The 21769-nt window shown below is 67.8% G+C and carries 20 protein-coding genes; 12 read left to right on the plus strand and 8 right to left on the minus strand.

The features are described 5' to 3' along the window. Positions 1-82 precede the first annotated feature (82 nt). Positions 83-1768, plus strand: a complete 1686-nt coding sequence (locus Q9235_RS11435) for a methyl-accepting chemotaxis protein (RefSeq protein ID WP_306227311.1) — start codon at positions 83-85, stop codon at positions 1766-1768. Positions 1769-1961: 193 nt separating this feature from the next. On the opposite strand, the gene Q9235_RS11440 is transcribed toward Q9235_RS11435, so the two are convergent. Further along, positions 1962-2558: a superoxide dismutase gene (locus Q9235_RS11440; protein ID WP_306227313.1), complete on the minus strand. Its 597-nt coding sequence runs from the start codon at positions 2556-2558 to the stop codon at positions 1962-1964. Between the two features lie 290 nt (positions 2559-2848). Here Q9235_RS11440 and Q9235_RS11445 point away from each other — a divergent pair, with 290 nt between their 5' ends. Further along, positions 2849-4246, plus strand: a complete 1398-nt coding sequence (locus Q9235_RS11445; RefSeq protein ID WP_306227314.1) for a hypothetical protein — start codon at positions 2849-2851, stop codon at positions 4244-4246. Here Q9235_RS11445 and Q9235_RS11450 read toward each other — a convergent pair whose 3' ends face one another. Then, entirely contained in the window at positions 4247-6418 is a 2172-nt protein-coding gene (locus tag Q9235_RS11450; RefSeq protein WP_340355643.1) for a S9 family peptidase, read from the minus strand. 329 nt (positions 6419-6747) lie between these two features. Between Q9235_RS11450 and Q9235_RS11455 the strand changes: the two genes are divergently transcribed. The 3 genes from Q9235_RS11455 (at position 6748) to Q9235_RS11465 (ending at position 8526) form a co-directional block, all read left to right on the plus strand. Continuing rightward, complete coding sequence (locus tag Q9235_RS11455; protein WP_265058358.1) at positions 6748-7164, plus strand: Ros/MucR family transcriptional regulator; 417 nt, start codon at positions 6748-6750, stop codon at positions 7162-7164. A gap of 202 nt (positions 7165-7366) precedes the next feature. Beyond that, positions 7367-7735, plus strand: a complete 369-nt coding sequence (locus tag Q9235_RS11460; RefSeq protein ID WP_306227316.1) for a helix-turn-helix domain-containing protein — start codon at positions 7367-7369, stop codon at positions 7733-7735. Further along, on the plus strand, positions 7732-8526 hold the full coding sequence (locus Q9235_RS11465) for a DUF6456 domain-containing protein (protein WP_306227318.1): 795 nt from the start codon (positions 7732-7734) through the stop codon (positions 8524-8526). Before Q9235_RS11460 ends, Q9235_RS11465 begins: the two co-directional genes overlap by 4 nt. Before the next feature lie 6 nt (positions 8527-8532). On the opposite strand, the gene Q9235_RS11470 is transcribed toward Q9235_RS11465, so the two are convergent. Both Q9235_RS11470 and Q9235_RS11475 read right to left on the minus strand, forming a co-directional pair. Next, a complete protein-coding gene (locus tag Q9235_RS11470) occupies positions 8533-8961 on the minus strand; it encodes a SufE family protein (RefSeq protein ID WP_306227319.1) in 429 nt (142 codons plus the stop codon). A gap of 53 nt (positions 8962-9014) precedes the next feature. After that, on the minus strand, positions 9015-9284 hold the full coding sequence (locus Q9235_RS11475) for a hypothetical protein (protein ID WP_306227320.1): 270 nt from the start codon (positions 9282-9284) through the stop codon (positions 9015-9017). 326 nt (positions 9285-9610) lie between these two features. Here Q9235_RS11475 and Q9235_RS11480 point away from each other — a divergent pair, with 326 nt between their 5' ends. From Q9235_RS11480 to Q9235_RS11490, 3 genes are read left to right on the plus strand one after another with little or no spacing between them, the layout of a single operon-like run. After that, positions 9611-11419, plus strand: coding sequence for a PAS domain-containing sensor histidine kinase (locus tag Q9235_RS11480; protein WP_306227322.1), 1809 nt, complete (start codon positions 9611-9613; stop codon positions 11417-11419). A gap of 15 nt (positions 11420-11434) precedes the next feature. Further along, positions 11435-12001 (plus strand): hypothetical protein, encoded by a 567-nt coding sequence (locus Q9235_RS11485; protein ID WP_306227324.1) that lies wholly within the window; start codon positions 11435-11437, stop codon positions 11999-12001. A gap of 15 nt (positions 12002-12016) precedes the next feature. Continuing rightward, on the plus strand, positions 12017-12352 hold the full coding sequence (locus tag Q9235_RS11490) for a DUF1491 family protein (protein WP_306227326.1): 336 nt from the start codon (positions 12017-12019) through the stop codon (positions 12350-12352). 24 nt (positions 12353-12376) lie between these two features. Here the strand turns inward: Q9235_RS11490 and Q9235_RS11495 are convergent, their stop codons facing one another. Further along, entirely contained in the window at positions 12377-13510 is a 1134-nt protein-coding gene (locus Q9235_RS11495; RefSeq protein ID WP_306227327.1) for a DUF2336 domain-containing protein, read from the minus strand. Positions 13511-13678: 168 nt separating this feature from the next. Here Q9235_RS11495 and Q9235_RS11500 point away from each other — a divergent pair, with 168 nt between their 5' ends. Beyond that, the gene (locus Q9235_RS11500; RefSeq protein ID WP_306227329.1) at positions 13679-13888 is read left to right on the plus strand and encodes a hypothetical protein; all 210 of its coding nucleotides are present in this window, start codon (positions 13679-13681) and stop codon (positions 13886-13888) included. After that, on the plus strand, positions 13885-14649 hold the full coding sequence (locus tag Q9235_RS11505) for a hypothetical protein (RefSeq protein ID WP_306227333.1): 765 nt from the start codon (positions 13885-13887) through the stop codon (positions 14647-14649). The genes Q9235_RS11500 and Q9235_RS11505 overlap by 4 nt, the downstream gene beginning before the upstream one ends. A gap of 1 nt (position 14650) precedes the next feature. On the opposite strand, the gene Q9235_RS11510 is transcribed toward Q9235_RS11505, so the two are convergent. The 3 genes from Q9235_RS11510 to Q9235_RS11520 form a co-directional block, all read right to left on the minus strand. Then, complete coding sequence (locus Q9235_RS11510) at positions 14651-15283, minus strand: DUF1254 domain-containing protein (protein WP_306227336.1); 633 nt, start codon at positions 15281-15283, stop codon at positions 14651-14653. Next, complete coding sequence (locus Q9235_RS11515) at positions 15280-15855, minus strand: DUF1214 domain-containing protein (RefSeq protein WP_306227339.1); 576 nt, start codon at positions 15853-15855, stop codon at positions 15280-15282. The genes Q9235_RS11510 and Q9235_RS11515 overlap by 4 nt, the downstream gene beginning before the upstream one ends. A gap of 74 nt (positions 15856-15929) precedes the next feature. Then, positions 15930-18152, minus strand: a complete 2223-nt coding sequence (locus Q9235_RS11520; RefSeq protein WP_306227340.1) for a transglycosylase domain-containing protein — start codon at positions 18150-18152, stop codon at positions 15930-15932. A 241-nt stretch (positions 18153-18393) separates the two neighbouring features. On the opposite strand from Q9235_RS11520, the gene Q9235_RS11525 reads away from it, so the two are divergent. Both Q9235_RS11525 and ppdK read left to right on the plus strand, forming a co-directional pair. Then, positions 18394-18888 carry a YcgN family cysteine cluster protein gene (locus Q9235_RS11525; protein WP_306227341.1) on the plus strand — a complete coding sequence of 165 codons (495 nt, stop codon included), beginning with the start codon at positions 18394-18396 and terminating at the stop codon, positions 18886-18888. Positions 18889-19076: 188 nt separating this feature from the next. After that, complete coding sequence (gene ppdK, locus Q9235_RS11530) at positions 19077-21761, plus strand: pyruvate, phosphate dikinase (protein ID WP_306227343.1); 2685 nt, start codon at positions 19077-19079, stop codon at positions 21759-21761. Positions 21762-21769: the final 8 nt, after the last annotated feature.

Raw genomic sequence — 21769 nt, forward strand, 5'->3', positions numbered from 1 at the left:
ACCGGGATCAGCCATTGTGGCGGCGGGTTGGAGGCGCCGCTCTTCGCAGCAGTATGCGCCGGTTTCGGAGATGATCGGCTCGATGAAGGTGTTCAGGCGCGCAGCCGGCGCGGGAGAGCCGGCGCAGCCGGGCAGGCAAGGCCTGGGCTCCCTCGGCCGGCAGATCGCAATGGCGGCGGTGGCCATCGTTGCCGTCGCCATCGTCTTGGTGGTGTTGGCGATCGCTCGCTACAACGACACCCGTACGCGCGCCGATCTCGACCAGAAGGTCACGGCGCTGACCTTGATGGTGGTCAATGCCGCGCCATCCCTCATCCTGTCGCGGGACAACAACACGCTCGGATCCATTCTCGCGTCGCTGCAGCGCGACCCTGATTTCGATGCCGGTATCGTCGGGGACGATCTCGTCGCTCTGGCTTCCGCCGGGCGCACCATGGAAGCGCGCCTGTCGCTGACGCCGCGCTGGCTGACTGGCGCGATCGGTGCGGAGCCCTGGAAGGCGCTACAGGAGCGCAGCGAGATCGATATCGAGGACGACATCTACCTCACGAAGATCCACGCCGTGAGCGTCGGCACCCAGCAAACGAAGATCGGCTACGTCGCGCTGCGCTTCGACAAGACGCGCCTGGTGGCGCGCGCTGCCTGGGAGCAGTTCGTGACCATGGGGCTCGGCCTGCTGATCCTGCTCGTGCTCGGCCCGCTGCTCTGGTTCTCGCTCTCGCGGGCGATGCGCCCTCTGCGCAGCATGACCAAGGCGATCGTCAGCATTTCCGACGGCAATCTTTCGACGCAGATCGACGCCTTGGGCCGGCGCGACGAGATCGGCGCGATTGCCCGCGCCCTCAGCGTCCTCAAGATCCGTCTCGCCGAGCGCGCGGCGCTGGAGGAGAAGCAAAGCGTGTCCGAGGTCGAGCGGCTCTCGCGCCAGCAGGGCGTCGATCACGCGATCACCTCGTTCCGCACCGAGGTCGGCCTGGCGCTGGAAGCGTTCAAGAGCAATGCCGAGCGCATGCGCGAGGCCTCCGACGGGCTCGCCCGCGTCGCCGCCGAATCCTCCGAGCGCGCGGCGCGTGCCGCCGACAACGCCCATGGCGCTTCCGGCAATGTCGAGAACGCCGCCCAGGCGGCCGAGGAGATGGGCGCGGCCATCCGCGAGGTCGAGTTCCAGGTGCGTCGGGTCCGGACCGAGATCGTCGAGGCGGCCTCCGTCTCGCGCGATACGGCGGGCTCCGTGCAGGCGCTCGACGAGACCGCCCGCGCCATCGGCGAGGTCGTCAACCTGATCCGCGACATCGCTGCCCAGACCAACCTGCTTGCGCTCAACGCCACCATCGAGGCGGCGCGCGCCGGCGAGGCAGGCCGCGGCTTCGCCGTGGTGGCCAACGAGGTCAAGTCGCTGGCGGCGCAGACCGCGGATGCGACCGACCGCATCGTGGCGCAGGTCGCCGCGATCCAGGGCGCCACCGGGCAGGTCGTCGGCGCGATCCAGAACATCGCCGAGCGCATGAACGCCATCGAGAAATTCGCGAACTCGGTCGCGACCTCGATCGAGCAGCAGGCCATCGCGACCGGCGAGATCGCCAGCGGCGTCGCCATGGCCAGCACCTCGGCCCTCTCGGTATCCAGCGATCTCAGCGTGCTCGCCGACAGCGTCGAGGAGACCGGCCGCTCGGCGGAGCAGGTGCGCGGTGCGGCCGGCGAGGTCGCCGACCAGGCCCAGCGCCTCGACTCGACCGTCGATCAGTTCCTGCGCAACGTCGCCGCCTGAGCCGGGCGCGGGTTCTCTTCCGCGGCGTGGATCATCCCGTACGCGGTGCATCGCGAGGCGATGCGCCGCAGACACGGGACCGCGTGACGAGAAAGCGCGGGATGACAGCACTCTGAAATGACGGGCGCATCAAAACTCCCGCAAACAAAAACGGGGCCGCGAGGCCCCGTTTCCGTATTCGGCAACTGCCGGCTTACTTGGCGGCGTCGAAACGCTCAGCCACGTAGTCCCAGTTCACCAGGCTCTCCAGGAAGGCCTTGAGATAGTCGGGGCGACGGTTGCGGTAGTCGATATAGTAGGAGTGCTCCCAGACGTCGACGCCGAGGATCGGGGTCGCGCCATGGACCAGCGGGCTCTCGCCGTTCGGGGTCTTGCTCACGGCAAGCTTGCCGCCCTTGACCTCGAGCCAGGCCCAGCCCGAGCCGAACTGGCCGACGCCGGCGGCGACGAAGTCTTCCTTGAACTTGTCGACCGAACCGAAGGAATCGACGATCGCCTTCTCCAGCGCGCCCGGGATCTTGCCGCCGCCATTCGGCTTCATCCACTTCCAGAAATGAAGGTGGTTGTAGTGCTGGCCGGCATTGTTGAAGACGGCGGGGTTCTTGCCATGGGAGCCCTTGACGATCTCCTCCAGCGACTTGCCCTCGAATTCCGTGCCCTTGATGGCGTTGTTGCCGTTGGTCACATAGGCGAGGTGGTGCTTGTCGTGATGGTACTCGAGCGTCTCCTTCGACATGAAGGGCTGGAGCGCATCATGGGCGTAGGGAAGATCGGGAAGGGTAAAGGACATGGGGCCTCTCCTCGGGCTGTGAAATCGCTTGAAATGAGAATGGCCTGCCGGTGGAGCAGGCGGAGCCGTGGCGGCCCTGCCATTCCCTGCGATAGTTAAGCGCCCGCGTGCCGGTCGACAACCGCTCCGGCTGCGAAAAGCATATGTCTTCTCGACAGGGCGCCACAATCGCGCCAGATTTCTCGCCCTAAGCGGGCTGAATTGGAAACTCTCCCTTATTCAATACGTTAGATAATGACGCGACGGTCGCCTCAGCCCAGCGCTGGCACGGCCCTGCCGAGGATACCGAATTGATCGCGATTTTTACCGTCCTGGGTCTGCTTCTGTTCGGCGGCGGCGCCTACGCCATCTACGACGGCTGGCCTTACATGGTGCTGGAGCGCGGCTTCACGCAGGTCATCATCGGCTCGATCGCAAGCGGTGTCGGCCTGGTCATGCTCTCGCTCGCCTGGGTCCTCAGGGAAGTCCGGGCGGCCCGGCGCGCGCTGGTCGAGGCGATCGAGCTTCAGGTGCAAGCGCCGCTGCCGGCCGTCCCGGTCGCGGAGGCGCCAATCGTCGTGCCGCCCGCGCGGTCAGAAGGTCCGGACTTCTCGCGCTCGCTCGCCCCGGCTGCGATCGGCGCGGTTGCGGGAGCTGCCGCGACCAGCGCCGTGGCGCAGGCTCTGTCCGTATCCGAGGAGAACGCGTCGGCACCGGCCGAAGCGCCCGCTTCATCCGGGGAGCGCGATCTGTTCGGCGCGCTCGTCACGCAGAAGCTGCAGGAACCGGAGGCCGCTGCCGAGGACGAGACGGCTGACGAGCCCATGGCGGAAAGCACCGGGCAACTCCCCGACATGTTCGAGGAAGCCCTGTCGAGCGCACCGCTGCCGGATGTTGCCGAGCCTTCCGTCGCGTTCGAGGCTGAAGGGCATGAGCCGGCCGAACTGGTCGCCGCGAAGGTTCAGCCCGCCGCCGAGCCGGAAGCCTTCGACACGCATGACGAGCCGGAGCCTTTCCACGACGAGCCTGCCGACGAGCAGCCGATGGCGGAGGAACAACCGGCTGCCCTCACCGAAGCCGTGCCGGCGCCTGCCGTCGCCGAGGACGAGCTCGACGAGTTCAGCGCCCTGCGCGCGAGCCTGGCGGGGCATCTCAACGAACCGGAGCGCGAAGCCGGCCGCATCGAGCCGTCCTTCTCGCCGGAGCCGGACCCCTTCGCCGCGGCTGAGACCTGGATGGACCGCGCGGCGCCGCGCCGTGAGCCCTGGCTCGACACGCCGCCGGCCGAAGAGCCTGCGCCCGCAGAGGAGGCAGCTCCGCTCTGGCCGCCCCGAACCGAGGCCCAAGCCTTCGAGACCCCCGCCTTCGAGGCGCCGGCCGAGCCTGCACCTGTCGAGTTCGAAGCCGAAGCGCCTGCCGATGCGATCGAGGCGCCTGCTCATGAGGAGCCGGCCGATGCAAGCGCAGAGATGTTGCCCGACCCCGTCGCGGTCGACGAGCCGCAGGCCGAGGAGGCTCAGGCTGCTGCGGCCCGCCAGCCGGCCTCTGACGAGGGTGTCGTCGGCGCCTATCAGGTCGGCGACGCGCATTTCACCATCTTCGCCGATGGCTCGATCCGTGCGCGCACGCCCGATGGCGAATACAGCTTCGCCTCGATGGACGAACTCAAGGTCTATCTCGCCAGCGAGAAGAGCCGGCTGGGCGTCTGATCAGACGCCCTTTGCCTGATCCCAGCCTTCGCCCACCGTATGGATGGCGAAGGCATAGGCCAGCGCCGTCTCCTTCAGCGAGTCGAAGCGTCCGGCCGAGCCGGCATGGCCGGCTTCCATATTGGTGTGCAACATCACCGGCCCGCCGCCGGTCATCGTCGCGCGTAAGCGGGCCACCCATTTCGCCGGTTCCCAATAGGTTACGCGCGGGTCGGTCAGCCCGGCCATGGCGAGGATCGGCGGATAGGCCTGGGCCGTGACATTGTCATAGGGCGAATAGCTGCGGATGGTCTCGAACGCCTTCACGTCGCGGATCGGATCGCCCCATTCCGGCCATTCCGGCGGCGTCAGCGGCAGCGTGTCGTCGAGGATCGTGTTGAGCACGTCGACGAACGGAACCTCAGCCACGATGCCGGCGAAAAGCTCCGGCGCCATGTTGGCGACCGCGCCCATCAGCATGCCGCCGGCGCTGCCGCCCTCGGCGACGATGCGCCCGCGCTTCGTGAAACCGGCATCGGCCAGCGCGCCGGCAGCGGCGATGAAATCGGTGAAGGTGTTGCGCTTGTTCTCGCGCTTGCCGTCGAGATACCAGCCCCAGCCCTTGTCGGTGCCTCCGCGCACATGTGCGATCGCATAGACGAAGCCGCGATCGACCAGGCTGAGCGGGCGCGTCCGGAACGAGGCCGACATCGCCGAGCCATAGGAGCCGTAGCCGTAGAGCAGGCAGGGCGCGTTACCGTCGAGCTTGAGATCGGCCCGGTGCAGAATCGAGATCGGCACGCGCGCGCCGTCCGAGGCCGTGGCGAGGATGCGGCGCACCTTGTAGCCGGCCGGATCATGGCCGGACGGCACCTCCTGGCGCTTCAGCAATGTCCTTTCGCCGGTGGCGAGGTCGTAGTCATAGGTTTCGGCTGGCCGCGCCATCGAGGCGTAGATGAAGCGCAGCGTATTCGTCTCGAATTCGTAGCCCGCATCCATGCCAAGCCTGTAGGCTTCCTCGTCGAAGGCAATGCTTCTTTCCGCTCCGTCGGCGAGGTCGCGGATGACGATGCGCGGCAGCCCGTCCTCGCGCTCCAGCCGGATCAGGCGCCCCTTGAGGCAGACATGGTTGAGGATCAGGCGCCCCTGCTTGTGCGCGATCAGGTCGCGCCAGTTGGCCGGGTCGGGCGTATCGACCGGTACCGTCACGATCTTGAAGTCCTCGGCGCCTTCGGCATTGGTCAGGATCGCGAAGACATCGCCGTGATGCTCTAGGCTGTACTGGCGCCCCGGCTTGCGCTCGGCGACGAGCACGGGCTTCGCCTCCGGACGGTCGAGATCGAGGATGCGCGTCTCCGAGGTCTCGTGGTCGCCGATCGTGATCAGCAGGAAGCGGCCGGACTGGGTCTTGTCGATATCGACGAACATGCCGGCATCGGCTTCGTCATGCAGCAATTCGTCCGTCTCGGCAGGCGTGCCGAGGCGGTGGCGTTTCACCCGCGACGGACGATGATCGTCATCGAGAGCGACGTAGAAGAACGACTTTGAATCGCCGGCCCAGATGATCTCGCCGGTGGTGTCTTTGACGAGGTCAGCCAGTTCAGTGCTATTTTCCAGATTCTTGACGTGAATACTATGCAGTTCCGAGCCCGCCTCGTCGGCGCTCCAGGCGAGCAGGCGATGGTCGGGGCTGTGCGCGGCATCGCCGAGATCGAAGAAATCCTTGTCTTCGGCCAGCGCGTCGGCATCGAGCATGATCTCTTCGCCCGCCCGGCCGCTCTTGCCCGCCATGCTGCGCGGCTTGCGGCAGATCAGCGGGTGCTCGGCCCCTTTGCGATAGCGCGAATAGTACAGGAAGGGGCCGTCCGGCTGCGGGACGCTGGAATCGTCTTCCTTGATCCGGCCGCGCATCTCCTTGACCAGGTCCTTCTGCAAGATCCGGGTCGGTGCCAGCAGCGCCTTGCAATAGGCGTTCTCGGCTTCGAGATAGCCGCGGATATCGGCCGGCAGGACGTCGGGCTCCCGCAGCACGTCCTTCCAGTTCGCGGCCCGCAGCCACCCATAATCGTCGCGCAGCGTAACGTCGTGGACCACCGTTTCCATCGTCCGGATATCGGCCTTCGGCGGTATCGGTGCGGGCTTGCGCCGGCGTGCGGCAGTGCTCGAGGAGCGAGAGTCCTGATCCAGGCGCATGGCGATCTCCGGCATTGGGAGCCGACAGGTAGAGGTGGCGGCAACAGCTTGCAAGACATCGAGAGCCGCCGCGGCTTTGATTTTGCTGCCCAGTGCAGCGCAGCATCCGTTGATGAATTATTGAGCTTTGCATTCACCAATTGTTGGGAATTGCTGACTTGCACGACTAAACAGTATCGAATAAACGCATATGTTGATCAGTCCGCGTTGTCCGATTCTGAGTCGATGGTGCTTGACCCACTATTGGTAGTATTATTCAGGATTTCGGATGCGAGGCGGTGGACGGTCAGTGCAGAACGCTACCAAGAACGATAAGGAGAAACATCGCCATGACCGAGAACGACGGAGCGGACTTCATTGAGCTGACGGCGGATATCGTTTCCGCCTATGTCTCCAACAATTCCGTGCCGGCCTCCGACCTGCCGGCTCTGATCAGCGAAGTACACTCGGCTCTGAGCCGTGTGATCGGCGGCGCTGCACCCGTGGTGCAGGTCGAGGCTCCCAAGCCTGCTATTCCCGTGAAGAAGTCGATTACGGCCGATTACCTGATCTGTCTTGAGGACGGGAAGAAGTTCAAGTCGCTGAAGCGGCACCTGCGGACGCAGTATAACATGTCGCCCGAGCAGTATCGCGAGAAGTGGGGCCTGCCTCCGGACTATCCGATGGTCGCGCCGAACTATGCCGAGGCGCGCTCTCAGCTTGCAAAGAAGATGGGTCTGGGCCAGCAGCGCCGCAAGCGTCGCTGAACGACCGGTCAGGCGCGAAACGATCGCGCCGCCCTAAAGAAAAAAGCCGCCGATGATCTCGGCGGCTTTTTTCTTGTGCGCCTGACGGGGCAGGGACGGGGATAAAGCCGGCTTCGGGCTTGTCAGTCGAGATTTAAGAATATAATCCTATTGTCGTGAGGCTCCCCCGGGAGGGGCGGAGCAATCCGAATAGGAACATATCATGAACAATCCGAGCGACCAATCGCAAACCGTCCTGCGTGCGACGGCCGGGGCGCGTTTGGCGGAAGTGGCGACCGCCGCCGCGATCCGCATTCCGCTGGCCGGCCTGCGCGCTGCGAGCCGCGGCCGGAAACCGATTGCGCTGGCCCGGCAGACGGCGATGTACCTCGCCCATGTCGCCTTCGGGCTCAGCCTCACCCGTGTCGGCATCTGCTTCGGCCGGGATCGCACCACCGTCCGCCATGCCTGCGCCCTGATCGAGGATCGCCGCGACGACCCGGCCCTTGAATTCGGCCTCTGCGCCCTGGAGGCCGCGCTCCTGGCCATGATGGCGAGATTGGCCAAGCAGCCCGCGGAGGCCCGCCAATGACCGTCGAGATCGCACGTAACGAGCGAAACCGCCTGCTGAAGCACCTCGCCGGCCCCGGCTGTTACGGTCTGACGTCACCCCTGGGTTGCGGCCGCATCGCGCTGTTCCGGAGCGTGAACGGCACGAGCCTGGGCGCGGGCTACGTCTCGGCGGAAACGGTGCAGGCCCTGGAGACCGAGGGGCTTGTCGCCTGGTTGCGGGACGCGAAGCCGGCGCGTCTCGGCCTCGCCCCGGCCGCTCCGGCGGCCCCGGTGGCGGCGCAATCGCAACCCGATACCGGCGCATCGCCCGCACCTGCCATGGATGACCGCGAAAGCCCGCTGCTCTGGCTGTACCGCCGACCGGGAAAGGATGGCAGGCCGCAGATCAGCGGCGAGGAATTCGCGGCGGGCGAGCGCTTCCGGGCCGACATCACGCTGGCGGGGATGTTGCCGCGCGTGACAATGAACTGGGACGCTGCTTTCACCCCGGAGCAGGCGGCAGCCGGTCCGCGCGACGTCGCCGGTTCGTCCGATACCGCGCTTGCGGCGCGCCAGCGCGTCAGGCTCGCCTGCGACCGGTTGGGGCCGGAGCTGTCAGGCCTCGCGATCGATATCTGCGGTTTTCTCAAGGGGCTCGATCTCGTCGAGAAGGAGCGTCGCTGGCCGCCGCGCTCGGCCAAGATCGTGCTGCGGGTCGCGCTCGCGGCACTGGTCACGCATTACGGCCTGGATCGTCAGAGCCGACCGCGCGGCATGCGCAGTTGGCAGGCGGAGGGCGCCCGGCCGAGCGAATTCCCGATATCCGGTTGAGCCTGCTCAGGCTGCTGCGGCCGCCTGGGCGTCGCGCCTGATCCGGTCGATCATCGCGCGCACGCCGTTCGAGCGCTGCGGCGTGAGATGGGCGGCGAGGCCGAGGCGCTCGTAGATGGCGAAGGCGTCGGTCGCGAGAATCTCCGAAGCCTGCCGCCCGGAGAAGATCGCCAGTGCCAGCGCCACCAGCCCGCGCACGATATGGGCGTCGCTGTCGCCGACGAAGCGCAGCCGGGTCTGCGGCCCGCTGCCGTCCTCGCGATGGGCGACGAGCCAGACCTGGCTCGCGCAGCCGCGCACCTTGTTGGCGTCGACATGGTCGTCCTCGGGCAGGGGCTCGAGGCTCTTGCCGAGTTCGATGAGGTAGCGATAGCGATCGTCCCACTCGTCGAGCAGTTCGAAATTCGCGACGATGTCGTCGAGGCTTGTCGTCATGCCGGGCCTCTTCCCGCGATTGCCGGGGGGCGTCAAGCGTTTGCTGAGAGACCCTAGCGCGGCGCGTTCTGCTTCCCGGCCACGGCCGTCGCTGCGGCATGCAGGATACGCTCGCGCACCACCGGGTCCATCCCCGCCAGGATTTCGGCCGCCTCGCGCGCTGCCGTCAGGCTGCCCGCCACGTTGCGGCTCTCGGCCCGAACGGTCTCGGCCACCTGCCGCACCGCCTGCGGCAAGGCGGCATCGGCCGGCTTGCCGCTATGGACCGGCGAATTCACGGCGATCAGGCCGATGATCGCGATCTTGCGCAGCAGATGGGCCATGTTGGTCTCCGTCAGCGGCGCCTTCAAGCGCGCCGCGATGACAATCTAGACCGGGATCTCGAAAAATCGCGTCATTCCAAACGCTCAAATGCGAGTCGAATGCCGCAGGTGATCTTCAGCTTCCGTTCACCTTGCCGCGAACATCGCCGGATGCCGGAAAATCGGTCGGATTTGAGATAACTACATGAAAAATCGTCGGAAAATGTAATGCGCCGGTCCGGCTCGCTTTTTCGCCGCCCTTCGCCTTAAGCCCCGCTTAAACCGGCCATGGCGAGATTGCGCCGAGCGGATGGGGGTATCCGCGAAAGCAAGGCGTTGCGTTCCGTATGGCGATCACGGCACTGAGGACACAGGCGGCGGCACTGGTGCATGCATCGGTGCAGTCGGACCCGGCGGAAAGGCAGCGTCACGAACGTTTCGTTCTGTCGCGTCTGCTCGTCGGCGGCGGCATGCTCGGACTGGCTCCTGCCTATCTGGCCTGGCGCGGCGCGCCCGGCGCCTTTGAGGTCGCGATGATCGCCGCTGCCGCGCTCGCGGTCTTCTCCGTTGCGCTCGTCTCCCGCACGGGCCGTCTCGATGCGGCGCACGCGCTGTCCTCCGCCGCTCTCTCGCTTTTCATCGTGGCCCTTTCCGGCTCGACCGGTGGCCTGTCCTCGCCCTTGCTGCTTTGGCTGGCCGTCGTGCCGGTCGAGGCGGCGCTGTTCGGTTCGCGCGGCTTCATGCTGCGCGCCGGCTGGATCGCGGTGGGGGCGCTGTTCGCCGCCATCGGGTTGCACTGGCTCGGCCTGTTCGCTGAAGCAAGGCCGTGGAGCGGCGAGGCGATGCCGCTTCTGGCGATGTCCGCTCTGGCCCAGGCCCTGGTCGTGACGGCGGTCCTCCTGCGCCGGCGCCATGCCGAGGAGCGCGAGCAGCGCATCTCCGACGCACGCTCGCAGCTCCTGCTCGATCATGTCGGCGACCTCGTCACCTGGCACGATGCCGGCGGCGCCGTCGTCTTCGCCAATGCCGCGGCGCGCAACCTGGCCGGAGCCGATCCGCGCGAATTGCTCGGACGCGGCCTGTTCGAGCGCGTCCATATCGCCGACCGGCCGCTCTTCCTGAAGGCGCTGAGCGATGCCGCCCATGGCGAGGAGGGGGTGACCGCCTGCTTCCGCACGCTCTTCGTGCCGCGGGACGACGTCGGCGAGAGCCGCCTGCCGGTCTCGCTCTGGCTGGAGATGCAGGCCTGCCGCGTCGCGGGGGCCGCTGCTGCCGATGGCGCGGCCGTCGTCTGCGTGATGCGCGACGTGACCGAGCGCCGCGCCGCCGAGGAAACCCGCGAACGCGGCCATGCCGAGGCGCTGCGCGCCAATGACGTCAAGGGCCAGTTCCTGGCGACGGTCAGCCACGAGCTGCGCACGCCGCTGAACGCGATCATCGGCTTTTCCGAGATGCTGAGCGCCGAGGATAATGGCTGGCTCGATGCGCAGAAGCGCCTCGAATACGCCCGCATCATCCATGCCTCCGGCCATCACCTGCTCGATGTCGTGAACACGCTGCTCGACATCTCGAAGATCGAGAGCGGCGCGATGACCATCGAGCGCGAGCCGCTCGACCTCGCCGCGATGACGCAGGACTGCTGCACGCTGATGGCGCTGCGGGCCGAGACCGGCGGCATCGTGCTGGAGCGCGTCGTCGGCCCGGCCCTGCCGGCGATGGAAGGCGACCGGCGCGCACTGAAGCAGGTCGTGCTCAACCTGCTCTCGAACGCCATCAAGTTCACCCCGGCCGGCGGGCGCGTGACCTTGGCCGTGGTGCGCGACGGCGACACCATCGACCTCTCCGTCTCCGATACCGGCATCGGTATCGCCGCCGCCGACCTGCCCAAGCTGGGCGACCCCTTCTTCCAGGCCAAGGGCGCCTATGATCGCACGCATGAGGGCACCGGCCTCGGCCTGTCCGTCGTGCGCGGGCTCGTCGGCCTGCATGGCGGCCGCCTGACGATAGAGAGTGCGCCGGGCATCGGCACGCGCGTCTCGGTGCGTCTGCCGGCGGGTGGCGCGGACAGCGTCGAGCAGCCTGCCAAGATCGTGACTTTCGCCCGGGCTCCGCGCCGGGGTCTCGACACCAAAGAACCTCTCCGCCTGACCGCCTGAAGACGAGCTGACGCAATGTCCGTGACCATGGCTGCCCGCGCCCATTCCGGCGCTTCCCTGTCCGCACCGGTGCGCCGTGCCCAGCCGGCGCGCCGCAAGACCTCCTGGCTCGGCCGGGTCGCCCGCATCGCCGGACAGCGGCCGGGCCGGGCGCTCGTGCTGCTCGCCTTCGGCATCGTCTCGCTCGCCATCGTCGCCAATGCGCTGATGTTCCAGAAGGCGCGCCACCCCGCTCCGATGCTCTCCGCTCCCGCGCCGGTCTCGCAGCCGCGGGCCACGGCCGAGCGCCGCGCCGAGCCGGCGCCGGCTCCTGCGGCCGAAATGCCGGGAGCGCAGCCGGTCCGTCCCCCGGCGCGGCCTAACGATCTCTCGCAGACGCAGGCGGCCCGCGAGGCTCAGCCGCGTCCGCCGGCACCCGTCCAGGCCGCTCCGCGTGCCGCCGCGCCGGCTGCCCCAGCCGCTGCTCCCCGCGCCGCGGCAGCGCCTGTGCGCGACCCGATTGCGGATCTGATCAATGGCGACCTGCGCCCGCCGGCCGATGTCAAATCCGCCAACCGTTCCGGCGCGGCCCCGCGCACCTGATCTGCGGCGCCCGACATGGCGCGCCTGACCAGCGATTTCTGGGTTTCGGCCTATCTGCGGCAGGCGGCTTTCGATGGCCTTGTGGCCGTGCTGCGCCGCCGTGGGGCGCGCGAGGCGGGCGCCATCTTCGTCAAGCTCGACCGGCTGGACGGCACGGCAGCACTTTATGGCCCGGCGCCGCAGGCCCTTGCCGAGGATGACGGCGAGCGCCGCTTCCAGCTCCTGCTCGATGCCGATCCCGTTGCGATCGAGCACCGTGTCGAGCGCGAACTGCGCTTCGACGGGGATCTCTGGCTGGTCGAGATCGAGAACCGGGCGGGCGATCCGAGGCTTGCGCTCGTCGACGCCTGATCCGGCCTGCTGAACCGCGCCGGCTCAGCCCCGCTCGCGCTTTGCGCGGAGCTTGCCGAGGACTTCCGACATCGCCGGCTGTGCCTCCGGCCGGGCCTGGCCGGCGCGCGACGGCGTGCCGCTCGGGTCCATGGCCGGCTGATGCTGGCCCCGCCGCTGCGGCGCTCCTGCCGTCGTGCCGGCGATGTGCATGGCAAGCCGGAAGGCGATGGCGGGCCGCACCGAGCGCATCAGCGCGACCAGCGCGAAGATGCGTTCGACCGAATGGGCAGCATCGTCTCCGAGTCGGATCAGGAAGCGCGTGGCTTCCTCGACCGTGGTGCCGCTCGCGGTCAATGCGAGCGCCGCGAGATCCCGCGATGCATCGGCCGCCATGGCTGCCGCGAGGGGCAAGCCGCCGCCGAGATGTTCCGCGATCGCGGAAAAGGCCGCGTCGCGATCCTCGGCCGCGAGATCGAGCCAGACCGCGAAGACCGGGCCGGACAGGGCCGGGCGCCGCTCGCTGGGATGCAGCGCCTCGCGGGCCATCAGCGATTCGATGATCGCGAGGCGTCGCTCCGCGCCGGCATGCAGGAAAAGCGGTGCGAGCTCGATATTGGACAGGTCGGGACGCGCGAGCAGGCCCGGCCGGTAGGCCGGCTCGGCCCGGGCACGGGCGATCAGGGTATCGACGGCCGCACGCGGCATCGGGGCGCTGTGATTGGCGATGAGGGGGAGGTCGAGCCCGCGGTTTTCATCCGAGACCAATGCAATGACGGCATGGCTGGTGAGGTCGGAGCGGACGGCGAGCGCCGCGCGCAGCGTCTCGTCGCCGGTTTCGACGAAGCGTTCGAGCTCGCCTTCAGACAGTTTCATGCCGTGGCGCAGGAGTTCCGCGAGAACGGCGCCGCCCTTCGCGGCGAGGCCGGAGAGGACTGGCGCGGGCGTATGCGCCCATCCGGCGAGCTTGCGCGCCAGGATCAGCGCCGTCGCCTCGTCGATGCCCGGCAGCAGCGCTTCGGCCATCTCGTTGAAAGCGGCGAGGTCGACGGGCGAGGGGTAAGGCGTCGAGAGCAAAAGATCCGCTTTGACCCGCAGTGAGATCGGGCTGAGGTCGAGCCCGCCCTCGCGCGCCAGGCGAGCGAGATCGGCGAGTTCCTTGGAAACGGATGCGGGCATGGCAGGCTCGGAGCGGGAAACCGGAGATGTAGCAGCTTTAATCCCCGACCGTTAAGGCCACGTTAACCATGTCCGGGCCTGATGGGCTTGCGGGGCCTGCGACCTGGTGCTGCCCGCACCTCGCCGATTCTCGCGTTGCAACTCTGGCGCTGGATAAGGAGGCGCGTCATGGCCATCGTCATCCCCCTTGCGCCGCAGCGGCGCCAGCAGCAGGCATCGGCCTGCTCCCTTCCGCAGCGGACGGCGGAAATCTTGTTCTTCACGGGCGTGCGTTACGAGCGCGCGCCCGAGGCCCGGCCGCCGGCCGCGAAACCTGCAGCCAATGCCCGGCCCCGCAAGATCGCCGCGCGGAAGAGCGCCCGCAGGCAGCCTGCGTGACACGAGGGTCGGCCAAGCTGCTGCTCGCCATGGTGGCGACGGTGTCCGTTTCGGCCTGCACTGCCACAACGGGCGATCTCGGCCGGCCGCGGCCGACGATCTGGTCGCAGCTCGTCGCGCCCGAGGCCGGCTACTGGTCCGCGACCTTCCGCGGCGAAGACACCTCCTATTTCCGCCTGACCGATGACGAGGAGCGGATGCGTGACCGCGCCTGGCGCTTCGTCATGCCGTCCAGCCCGAACAGCGCCTTCCAGGGCGAGGTCTCCAATCTCGCTCATACCCGCATCCTGCCGGTCGCGGCCCAGTCGACCGATGTCTCCGACTATTTTCGCGGGCTGACCGGGATTTCCTTCGCCTCGCAGGCCTCGCGCTACAACCGGCTGGCCGAGGATGCCAATGCCGATCGCCTGCTGATCGGCCCGTTCCGCGCCAATGCGGGCCGGGTGGTGAACATGGACCGGGTCCGCATGCGCACGGCCGAAGCCTCTCCGGACGTTCCTGCCGACAAGCAGGCACCGACGATGGCGCGCGTCGTCGAGAACGAGGGGCTGGTCTTCTGGGTCTGCGAGCGCCTCGATTTCCGCATCCGCAGCTATCGCCACGCACTGGCCAACCTGGTCGTCGAAATGCCCTCGCGCGAAGCCGTCAAGGCGGAGCGTGCGATCATGGCGCTGGAGATGGAAGCGCGGCCGCTCTGTCAGATGCAGCTCAACGGCGCCTTCGGCGAAGGAGGCAAGCGCCCGGTCGTCTACAAGGGCTAAGCTAGTTCGCCAGCCCGCAGGCGACGCCGGTCGCGAGCGCCTCAGCATCGGCCCGGTCGGAGGGCAGGCGCATCAGCACGCGCGCCACGATCAGGCCCTGTTCGGTATCGGAGACGATGCGCAGCTCCCGGCTGGTCTCGCCTTCCTCGTCGGCGGCGATGCGCTCGTCGCGCTGCGCTTCGGTCATCACAAGGAATTCGAGCATGCCGCGGATCGCCGCCCGGTCGGTGATCGCATAGAGTACGCCGCCGCCCTGCCGATGCAGCGTAAGGCCGAGCGGCAACGTGCCGGTGCGGGCGACGACCCGCATCGGGCCAGCCGAGAGATCGTAGCTGCAGACCGCAGTGACCACATTGGGATCGGCTTCGCGCAAGGCCGGCACGCCGCGGGCATTGCCGGGGGAGGGAATGGCTTCGGCATGTCCTTCGGTTCCGAGCTCGCGATAGGCATGGGCGGCATCGCGCTGCGAGAGCGCCGGGATAGCCAGGATCGTGACGATATGGACGATGGCCGCGAGGATCAGCCCGGCCAGCGTCGTCATGACGAAGCGCGCGAAGCCGGCGCGCAGGCGCGGGCGCCAGCCGGCGAAGGGCGAGCTGTGCCTCTCCGGCGGATCGTGGCTGACAGCGCTCATCGGCAGTCGACGCGCGCGATGCGCGGCAGGTTGCTGGCGCGGGTCTCGCCGGTCTGGCTGGAGATCGGCGTATCGTAGAGCCGCAGCCGGATCTGGAAGCGCCCGCTCGCGGGCAGCGGCAGCCAGTTGCCGGCCTCGGGCGTGGATGACGCGAGGATGGCGAGCCCGCCATCCTCCGGGCGGACGATCTCCGAATCGCTGAAGCTCGTGCGCTCCAGCGGCAGGCGGAAGGGCAAGCCGTCACCATCGGTGATGCCGATGGTCCAGCCGCGCGTCGTCGGTGTCGCGCCGGAGAGCCGATAGCGGCAGCGCCCGTCCAGCGCCTGCCCGGCATCGTCGCGCTCGGCGATCAGCTCCAGCCCTTCGCCGGAGCCGAACGGCAGATGGACGCCGCGGGCGAGATAGGCGCGCATATAGGGGTCGACCTCGCGGCTGCCGCTGCGCGGCCAGGCCGTCCAGGCGCCGACCTCGACCCGGCCGACCGCCGAACGCCCGGCCACCGCCCAATGGGCGGAGCCCAGCCCGAGACCGGCCCCGAGCGCAAGAATATAGGCGAGGTCTAGAATCCGCACGCTGTCCTTCCGCTTGGGAGGCCTTCCGCGGCGGAGTTGATCCGCCAGGCCGGTCATCGTCAACCGCCCGTGCTTCAGCGAACCCGCGGCTCGCTGCCAGAGATCTCGCGGATACCGACCTGGATCGGGCGGCTCGCGACACGCCGCGGCTCGACGGATTTGAACATGGAGCCGACGGCCGAGAGCACCTCGAAGGACTGGCGCGGCATATGGCCGGCGCCGGGGCCGGATGCCGTGCCCGCAGGCGTCGTGGCGCTGCCGGCCTTTGCGACCGCCGCGCCCTTCGGATCGACAGCGGGCACGCCCGGAATAGGCTTCAGCTCCAGCCCCTGATGGGCGAACTGCATGATCTCCTTCCAGGTCATCGCGGGAAGCGAGCCGCCGGTCATGTTCGCGGTCTCGGCGGAATTGTCGTTGCCGAACCAGACGGCGCCGACGAGATTGCCGGAATAGCCGACATACCAGGCATCCTTGTAGCCGTTGGTCGTGCCGGTCTTGCCCGCGGTGACGACGCCGTCGAGCGCGGCGCGGCGCGCCGTCCCCTCGGTCGGCACCTTCGAGAGCATGAAGTTCATGTCCTGCGCCACCTGCGGGCTCAGCACCTGCTTCGGCTCCGGCTCGTCGCGGTCATGGCGGTAGATCACCTCGCCCTGCGAATTGGCGATCTCGATCGCGGCATAGGGCTTCGCCCGCCTGCCGCCATTGGCAAGCGCGGAATAGCCGGCGGCCATGTCGATCACCGTGACTTCGGCCGCCCCGATCGGCAGCGAGACCGTGTCGGTTAGCGGCGTCGTCAGGCCCATGGCATGGGCGGTCTCGACGATCTTCCGGCGGCCGATCGCGGCCGCGCGCGCCTCATGCGTCTCGCCCGTGGCGCGGCCGATGGCGATCGACATCTGGACGGGGATCGTATTGATCGACTTCGCCAGCGCCACCGTCAGCGGCATCGAGCCGGCATAGGAGCGCCCGTAATTGTTCGGGCACCAGTTGCCGATGCAGACCGGCCGGTCGGTGACGATCGTGGTCGGCTTGTAGAGCCCGGCCGAGAGCGCGGCCGCATAGACGAAGGGCTTGAACGAGGAGCCGGGCTGCCGCTGGCCCGCGGTCGCCCGGTTGAACTGGCTCGCGCCGTAGTCCCGGCCGCCGACGATGGCGCGCACGGCCCCGTCCGGGTCCATCACCACGGTTGCCGCCTGTTTCACGCGATAGGCCGGGCCATGCTGGCGCAGGATCGTCTCGATCGCCTCGTCGGCGCGCTGCTGGATCGCGGAATCATGTGGTGTCTTCACCGTCAGCACGCGGTCGGCGCCGAGCTTGCCCTCGTTCGCGAGCTCCTTCACCGCATCGAAGGCCCAGTCGAGATAATAGTCCGGGCTGGAATCGCGCTTGCGGTCGATCGGTGTCGCCGGGTTGCGCTTGGCGCTGTCGACCTGGCCGGCGGTCATGAAGCCGGCATCGACCATGGCGTTGAGCACGTCGTTGGCCCGCGCACGGGCGGCCGGCAGGTTGACATGGGGCGCGTATTTCGTCGGTGCCTTGAACAGCCCGGCGAGCATCGCGGCCTCGGCCAGCGAGACGTCCTTAACCGACTTGCCGAAATAGTATTCCGCCGCAGCCGCCGCGCCGAAGGTGCCGCCGCCCATATAGGCGCGGTCGAGATAGAGCTTGAGGATTTCGTTCTTGGTCAGCCGCGTCTCCAGCCACAAGGCGAGGAAGGCTTCCTTGATCTTGCGGTCGAGCGAGCGCTCGTTGTTGAGGAAGAGGTTCTTGGCGAGCTGCTGAGTCAGCGACGAGCCGCCCTGGACCACGCCCGAGGCCCGCGTATTGACCAGCAGCGCCCGCGAGGTGCCGATCAGGTCGATGCCGAAATGGTCGTAGAAGCGGCGATCCTCGGTGGCCAGCACGGCCTTGAGCAGATGGTCCGGCATCTCCTCCAGCTTCAGCGAATCGTCGTGCCGGGCGCCGCGATGGCCGAGTGGCGCGCCGTAGCGGTCGAGGAAGGTGACGGCGAAGACCTGGTTCTTCAGCGCCTCGTCATTGCCGATCCGGAACGCCGGCAGGGCCAGCATCAGCAGGATCAGCGCGCCGACGATGCCGATATTCAGCCCTTCACTGGCGAACTCGGCGGCGATGCGCTTGCCGCCGGTGACGGTCAGGCGATCGGCGACGCTGCGGATGCGCTCATGGATTTCGCCGGCGCGGTGCCCTGCTCCCCACAGGCCGGCATCCAGCCATGAGTCGGCGGCAAGCGCAAAGCGCTTCAGCCGCGTCCTCCAGCCCGCCTTCCTGAACTCCATGGCCGTTCCAGGCTTCCCGAATGGCCCCCGACGCTAAGTCCTGCCGCGTGCCTGCCCGCTTGGCAACAGCAGAGCGCCCGGGAATGGACACATAGGCATGCTCAGCGTCCGAATAAGAGTCGGGAGGGTAAATTTCATTGCCGGGAACCGGAAATACGCTGGCGTGGCGTTCAGATATCGTCACGTAGAGCCGGGCCGGATTGGCCTTCCATCTTGCCGCCCGGGGGCGCATAAGCCTGCCATGACGCAAGCCCCGCCGAAACCGCAGCCCTTCTGGCTGACGACGCCTTTGGAGGCGATGTCGAGCGAGCAATGGGAATCGCTCTGCGATGGCTGCGGCCGCTGCTGCCTCGTCAAGCTCGAGGACGAGGATACAGGCCGCATCTTCGCCACCGATGTCGGCTGCCGGCTGTTCGAGGCTGGCACCTGCCGTTGCCGCGACTATCCGAACCGCTCTCAGAAAGTGCCGGATTGCGTGACGCTGACGCCCGAGGAGGTGCGCACGCTGCCCTGGCTGCCGCCGACCTGCGGCTATCGCCTCGTCGCCGAGGGCAAGGACCTGCCCTGGTGGCACCCGCTGGTCTCCGGCGATCCCGAGACGGTGGTCGCGGCCGGCGTCTCGGTGCGCGGCCGCGTCTTCGCCAATGAGGACGAGGTGCCCGAGGAGGAGGTCGCAGAGCGCATCGTCAACTGGCCGCTGCGCTGGCCCCGTGCCGCGCGGGGGAAGGGCCCCTGACGCAACCCGAGCATGCTATTGCGCTGCATCAGGCGATGCTGCACACGCTCATTGATTGTTCATGTCGTTTTCGGCATGACCGCCAACATCCCCGCTGCCGGTGACCTTAAGTCATCGACGGCACGCACACGAAACTTTCACGCCGGCGCGGCGTTTGCCTCGTCCGGTTGAACAGAAGAGGCTATGTGATGGCAGGTGGGAAGTGGGTCTACACCTTCGGCGACGGCAAGGCCGAGGGTGAGGCGGGAATGAAGAACCTGCTCGGCGGCAAGGGCGCGAACCTCGCCGAGATGAGCAATCTGGGCCTGCCCGTTCCGCCCGGCTTCACCATCACCACCGAGGTCTGCACCGCCTATTACGACAACGGCAAGAGCTTTCCGGCCGAGCTCGACGGGCAGGTCAGGACCGCGCTCGCAGGCATGGCCAAGCTCACGGGCAAGACCTTCGGCGACCCCGCCAATCCGCTCCTCGTCTCGGTCCGCTCCGGCGCGCGCGCCTCGATGCCGGGCATGATGGACACCGTCCTCAATCTCGGCCTCAACGACGAGACGGTCGAGGCCGTCGCCAAGGCCTCGGGCGACGAGCGCTTCGCCTGGGACAGCTATCGTCGCTTCATCACGATGTATTCCAACGTCGTGCTCGATGTGGACCACGGCCTCTTCGAGGAGGCGCTGGAGGACTACAAGGAGCGCAAGGGCCTGCATCTCGACACCGATCTCAAGGCCGCCGACTGGAAGGTCCTTGTCGGCAAGTACAAGGAGATCATCAGGAAGGAGCTGGGCTCCGACTTCCCGCAGGAGCCCGAGAAGCAGCTCTGGGGTGCTGTCGGCGCCGTCTTCTCCTCCTGGATGAACGCCCGCGCGATCAAGTATCGCGAGCTCAACGCGATTCCCGCGAGCTGGGGCACGGCGGTCAACGTCCAGTCGATGGTGTTCGGCAACATGGGCGACACCTCCGCGACCGGCGTGGCCTTCACCCGCAATCCCTCGACCGGCGAGAACGCGCTCTATGGCGAGTTCCTGATCAACGCGCAGGGCGAGGACGTCGTCGCCGGCATCCGCACGCCGCAGGACATCACCGAGGCCGCCAAGAAGGAGGCGGGCTCCGACAAGCCTTCGATGGAACGGGAGATGCCGGAGGCCTATGCCGAGCTCTGCCGCATCTACGGCATCCTCGAGAAGCACTATCGCGACATGCAGGACATGGAATTCACCATCCAGGAGGGCAAGCTCTGGATGCTGCAGACCCGGTCCGGCAAGCGCACCGCCAAGGCGGCTCTGCGCATTGCGGTCGAGCTTGCGACCGAAGGACTGATCACGCAGGAGGAGGCCGTCGGCCGCGTCGAGCCCGGTGCGCTCGACCAGCTCCTGCACCCGACCATCGACCCCAAGGCCGAGCGCCGCGTGCTGACCACCGGCCTGCCGGCCTCGCCCGGCGCCGCCGCGGGCGAGATCGTCTTCAATTCCGACGATGCCGAAGCCGCCAAGAAGGCCGGCAGGAAGGTCATCCTCGTCCGCGTCGAGACCTCGCCCGAGGACATTCACGGCATGCATGCCGCCGAAGGCATCCTGACCTCGCGCGGCGGCATGACCTCGCATGCGGCGGTCGTCGCCCGCGGCATGGGCAAGCCCTGCGTCTCCGGCGCCGGTCAGCTCCGCATCGACTATGCCAAGGGCACGCTCTCGGTCGGCCCGACCACGCTGAAGGCCGGCGATTTCGTCACCATCGACGGCGGCAACGGTCAGGTCCTCCTCGGCGAGATCAAGATGCAGAAGCCGGAGTTGTCCGGCGAGTTTGCGACGCTGATGGGCTGGGCCGACAAGGTGCGCCGCCTCAAGGTCCGCGCCAATGCCGAGACGCCGGAGGACGCCAGGACCGCGCGCGAGTTCGGCGCCGAGGGCATCGGGCTCTGCCGCACCGAGCACATGTTCTTCGAAGGCGACCGCATCCAGGCCGTCCGCGAGATGATCCTCGCCCATGACGACAAGGGCAGGCGGGCCGCGCTCGCCAAGCTCCTGCCGGTGCAGCGCCAGGACTTCGTCCAGCTCTTCACCATCATGAGCGGCCTGCCGGTGACGATCCGCCTGCTCGATCCGCCGCTGCACGAGTTCCTGCCGCATGGCGAGAAGGAAATCGGTGAGGTCGCAGCCGCGCTCGGCGTCACGCCCGATGCCCTGAAGCATCGCGCCGCCGAATTGCACGAGTTCAACCCGATGCTCGGCTTCCGTGGCTGCCGCCTTGCGGTGGCCTTCCCCGAGATCGCCGAGATGCAGGCCCGCGCCATCTTCGAGGCGGCGGTGATCGCGGCCAAGGAGACCGGCAAGCCGGTGATCCCGGAGGTGATGGTGCCGCTCGTCATGGGCAAGCCCGAACTCGATCTCGTCAAGGCCCGCATCGACGCCATGGCCAAGGCCGTGATCGAGGAGAGCGGCACCAAGATCGACTATCAGGTCGGCACCATGATCGAACTGCCGCGCGCGGCCCTGCGCGCCGCCGAGATCGCCGAAAGCGCCGAGTTCTTCTCCTTCGGCACCAATGACCTGACGCAGACGACGCTCGGCATCTCGCGTGACGACGCGTCCTCCTTCCTCGGTTCCTACACCGCCAAGGGCCTACTCGACGCCGATCCCTTCGTCACCATCGACCAGGACGGCGTCGGCGAGCTGGTGAAGCTCGCCGCCGAGCGCGGCCGCAAGACCCGATCCGGCATCAAGCTCGGCATCTGCGGCGAACATGGCGGCGACCCGGCCTCGATCGGTTTCTGCGAGAGCGTCGGGCTGGACTACGTCTCCTGCTCGCCCTTCCGCGTGCCGATCGCCCGTCTGGCCGCCGCGCAGGCGGCTTTGGGCGCGATCAAGCCCAAGGATGGCTGAGAACCCGA

This window comes from Bosea beijingensis, from assembly GCF_030758975.1.
In the GTDB taxonomy this organism is placed as follows: Bacteria; Pseudomonadota; Alphaproteobacteria; order Rhizobiales; family Beijerinckiaceae; genus Allobosea; species Allobosea beijingensis.